Raw genomic sequence first — 3648 nt, 5'->3', positions numbered from 1 at the left:
AAGGTTAAGAGCCTCTCATTGTCCGTTCTCTACAGCACCTGCCATCAGATTGTGTTTGTTAGTCGCTTTTTTTTTTGGAATTTTTTTTTTGGAATTTTTTTTTTGCGCTAACAACCTCCTGCCGTTTTGCCCGTGCATATCGGTCACGAACAAATCTGATTACTAAACACAGTAGCCTGGATTTGTTCTATCAGTAATCGACCTTATTCCTAATTAAATAGAGCAAATCCCCTTATTGGGGGTAAGACATGAAGATGCCAGAAAAACATGACCTGTTGGCCGCCATTCTCGCGGCAAAGGAACAAGGCATCGGGGCAATCCTTGCGTTTGCAATGGCGTACCTTCGCGGCAGATATAATGGCGGTGCGTTTACAAAAACAGTAATCGACGCAACGATGTGCGCCATTATCGCCTAGTTCATTCGTGACCTTCTCGACTTCGCCGGACTAAGTAGCAATCTCGCTTATATAACGAGCGTGTTTATCGGCTACATCGGTACTGACTCGATTGGTTCGCTTATCAAACGCTTCGCTGCTAAAAAAGCCGGAGTAGAAGATGGTAGAAATCAATAATCAACGTAAGGCGTTCCTCGATATGCTGGCGTGGTCGGAGGGAACTGATAACGGACGTCAGAAAACCAGAAATCATGGTTATGACGTCATTGTAGGCGGAGAGCTATTTACTGATTACTCCGATCACCCTCGCAAACTTGTCACGCTAAACCCAAAACTCAAATCAACAGGCGCCGGACGCTACCAGCTTCTTTCCCGTTGGTGGGATGCCTACCGCAAGCAGCTTGGCCTGAAAGACTTCTCTCCGAAAAGTCAGGACGCTGTGGCATTGCAGCAGATTAAGGAGCGTGGCGCTTTACCTATGATTGATCGTGGTGATATCCGTCAGGCAATCGACCGTTGCAGCAATATCTGGGCTTCACTGCCGGGCGCTGGTTATGGTCAGTTCGAGCATAAGGCTGACAGCCTGATTGCAAAATTCAAAGAAGCGGGCGGAACGGTCAGAGAGATTGATGTATGAGCAGAGTCACCGCGATTATCTCCGCTCTGGTTATCTGCATCATCGTCTGCCTGTCATGGGCTGTTAATCATTACCGTGATAACGCCATTACCTACAAAGCCCAGCGCGACAAAAATGCCAGAGAACTGAAGCTGGCGAACGCGGCAATTACTGACATGCAGATGCGTCAGCGTGATGTTGCTGCGCTCGATGCAAAATACACGAAGGAGTTAGCTGATGCTAAAGCTGAAAATGATGCTCTGCGTGATGATGTTGCCGCTGGTCGTCGTCGGTTGCACATCAAAGCAGTCTGTCAGTCAGTGCGTGAAGCCACCACCGCCTCCGGCGTGGATAATGCAGCCTCCCCCGACTGGCAGACACCGCTGAACGGGATTATTTCACCCTCAGAGAGAGGCTGATCACTATGCAAAAACAACTGGAAGGAACCCAGAAGTATATTAATGAGCAGTGCAGATAGAGTTGCCCATATCGATGGGCAACTCATGCAATTATTGTGAGCAATACACACGCGCTTCCAGCGGAGTATAAATGCCTAAAGTAATAAAACCGAGCAATCCATTTACGAATGTTTGCTGGGTTTCTGTTTTAACAACATTTTCTGCGCCGCCACAAATTTTGGCTGCATCGACAGTTTTCTTCTGCCCAATTCCAGAAACGAAGAAATGATGGGTGATGGTTTCCTTTGGTGCTACTGCTGCCGGTTTGTTTTGAACAGTAAACGTCTGTTGAGCACATCCTGTAATAAGCAGGGCCAGCGCAGTAGCGAGTAGCATTTTTTTCATGGTGTTATTCCCGATGCTTTTTGAAGTTCGCAGAATCGTATGTGTAGAAAATTAAACAAACCCTAAACAATGAGTTGAAATTTCATATTGTTAATATTTATTAATGTATGTCAGGTGCGATGAATCGTCATTGTATTCCCGGATTAACTATGTCCACAGCCCTGACGGGGAACTTCTCTGCGGGAGTGTCCGGGAATAATTAAAACGATGCACACAGGGTTTAGCGCGTACACGTATTGCATTATGCCAACGCCCCGGTGCTGACACGGAAGAAACCGGACGTTATGATTTAGCGTGGAAAGATTTGTGTAGTGTTCTGAATGCTCTCAGTAAATAGTAATGAATTATCAAAGGTATAGTAATATCTTTTATGTTCATGGATATTTGTAACCCATCGGAAAACTCCTGCTTTAGCAAGATTTTCCCTGTATTGCTGAAATGTGATTTCTCTTGATTTCAACCTATCATAGGACGTTTCTATAAGATGCGTGTTTCTTGAGAATTTAACATTTACAACCTTTTTAAGTCCTTTTATTAACACGGTGTTATCGTTTTCTAACACGATGTGAATATTATCTGTGGCTAGATAGTAAATATAATGTGAGACGTTGTGACGTTTTAGTTCAGAATAAAACAATTCACAGTCTAAATCTTTTCGCACTTGATCGAATATTTCTTTAAAAATGGCAACCTGAGCCATTGGTAAAACCTTCCATGTGATACGAGGGCGCGTAGTTTGCATTATCGTTTTTATCGTTTCAATCTGGTCTGACCTCCTTGTGTTTTGTTGATGATTTATGTCAAATATTAGGAATGTTTTCACTTAATAGTATTGGTTGCGTAACAAAGTGCGGTCCTGCTGGCATTCTGGAGGGAAATACAACCGACAGATGTATGTAAGGCCAACGTGCTCAAATCTTCATACAGAAAGATTTGAAGTAATATTTTAACCGCTAGATGAAGAGCAAGCGCATGGAGCGACAAAATGAATAAAGAACAATCTGCTGATGATCCCTCCGTGGATCTGATTCGTGTAAAAAATATGCTTAATAGCACCATTTCTATGAGTTACCCTGATGTTGTAATTGCATGTATAGAACATAAGGTGTCTCTGGAAGCATTCAGAGCAATTGAGGCAGCGTTGGTGAAGCACGATAATAATATGAAGGATTATTCCCTGGTGGTTGACTGATCACCATAACTGCTAATCATTCAAACTATTTAGTCTGTGACAGAGCCAACACGCAGTCTGTCACTGTCAGGAAAGTGGTAAAACTGCAACTCAATTACTGCAATGCCCTCGTAATTAAGTGAATTTACAATATCGTCCTGTTCGGAGGGAAGAACGCGGGATGTTCATTCTTCATCACTTTTAATTGATGTATATGCTCTCTTTTCTGACGTTAGTCTCCGACGGCAGGCTTCAATGACCCAGGCTGAGAAATTCCCGGACCCTTTTTGCTCAAGAGCGATGTTAATTTGTTCAATCATTTGGTTAGGAAAGCGGATGTTGCGGGTTGTTGTTCTGCGGGTTCTGTTCTTCGTTGACATGAGGTTGCCCCGTATTCAGTGTCGCTGATTTGTATTGTCTGAAGTTGTTTTTACGTTAAGTTGATGCAGATCAATTAATACGATACCTGCGTCATAATTGATTATTTGACGTGGTTTGATGGCCTCCACGCACGTTGTGATATGTAGATGATAATCATTATCACTTTACGGGTCCTTTCCGGTGAAAAAAAAGGTACCAAAAAAAACATCGTCGTGAGTAGTGAACCGTAAGCAGGTGCTGTAGAGAACGGACAATGAGAGGCTCTTAACCTTAGCAATACGT

At 43.5% G+C, this 3648-nt stretch carries 5 protein-coding genes and 2 pseudogenes; 4 read left to right on the top strand and 3 right to left on the bottom strand.

Features of this window, described 5'->3' with window-relative positions; genetic code table 11:
* Positions 1-248: 248 nt before the first annotated feature.
* The 3 genes and pseudogenes from ACTG1P_RS00320 (at position 249) to rzpD (ending at position 1489) form a co-directional block, all read left to right on the top strand.
* A pseudogene (locus tag ACTG1P_RS00320) lies at positions 249-572 on the top strand (phage holin, lambda family).
* On the top strand, positions 556-1032 hold the full coding sequence (locus ACTG1P_RS00315) for a glycoside hydrolase family 24 protein (RefSeq protein WP_000229403.1): 477 nt from the start codon (positions 556-558) through the stop codon (positions 1030-1032). Before ACTG1P_RS00320 ends, ACTG1P_RS00315 begins: the two are co-directional and overlap by 17 nt.
* Positions 1029-1489 (top strand): annotated as a pseudogene (gene rzpD / locus ACTG1P_RS00310) (prophage endopeptidase RzpD). Before ACTG1P_RS00315 ends, rzpD begins: the two are co-directional and overlap by 4 nt.
* Before the next feature lie 31 nt (positions 1490-1520).
* Here rzpD and bor read toward each other — a convergent pair.
* A complete protein-coding gene (gene bor / locus ACTG1P_RS00305) occupies positions 1521-1814 on the bottom strand; it encodes a serum resistance lipoprotein Bor (RefSeq protein ID WP_000738492.1) in 294 nt (97 codons plus the stop codon).
* Between the two features lie 289 nt (positions 1815-2103).
* Positions 2104-2514: a DUF1398 domain-containing protein gene (locus tag ACTG1P_RS00300; RefSeq protein ID WP_012775990.1), complete on the bottom strand. Its 411-nt coding sequence runs from the start codon at positions 2512-2514 to the stop codon at positions 2104-2106.
* Positions 2515-2799: 285 nt separating this feature from the next.
* Here ACTG1P_RS00300 and ybcW point away from each other — a divergent pair, with 285 nt between their 5' ends.
* Positions 2800-3006 carry a protein YbcW gene (gene ybcW / locus ACTG1P_RS00295; RefSeq protein ID WP_001031427.1) on the top strand — a complete coding sequence of 69 codons (207 nt, stop codon included), beginning with the start codon at positions 2800-2802 and terminating at the stop codon, positions 3004-3006.
* A 164-nt stretch (positions 3007-3170) separates the two neighbouring features.
* Here ybcW and ACTG1P_RS00290 read toward each other — a convergent pair whose 3' ends face one another.
* A complete protein-coding gene (locus tag ACTG1P_RS00290) occupies positions 3171-3365 on the bottom strand; it encodes a YlcI/YnfO family protein (protein WP_001421937.1) in 195 nt (64 codons plus the stop codon).
* Between the last annotated feature and the right edge of the window lie 283 nt (positions 3366-3648).

This window comes from Aeromonas sp. 11P (assembly GCF_051920165.1).
Lineage (GTDB): Bacteria > Pseudomonadota > Gammaproteobacteria > Enterobacterales > Aeromonadaceae > Aeromonas > Aeromonas veronii.
Note: the sequence above shows the minus strand (reverse complement) of the source record. Positions and strands in the feature narration are given on the sequence as shown.

Coding starts and splice junctions, on each gene's coding strand:
- ACTG1P_RS00300 (WP_012775990.1), bottom strand. CDS start 2,514: ATGGCTCAGGTTGCCATTTTTAAAGAAATATTCGATCAAGTGCGAAAA.
- ybcW (WP_001031427.1), top strand. CDS start 2,800: ATGAATAAAGAACAATCTGCTGATGATCCCTCCGTGGATCTGATTCGT.
- ACTG1P_RS00290 (WP_001421937.1), bottom strand. CDS start 3,365: ATGTCAACGAAGAACAGAACCCGCAGAACAACAACCCGCAACATCCGC.
- ACTG1P_RS00315 (WP_000229403.1), top strand. CDS start 556: ATGGTAGAAATCAATAATCAACGTAAGGCGTTCCTCGATATGCTGGCG.
- bor (WP_000738492.1), bottom strand. CDS start 1,814: ATGAAAAAAATGCTACTCGCTACTGCGCTGGCCCTGCTTATTACAGGA.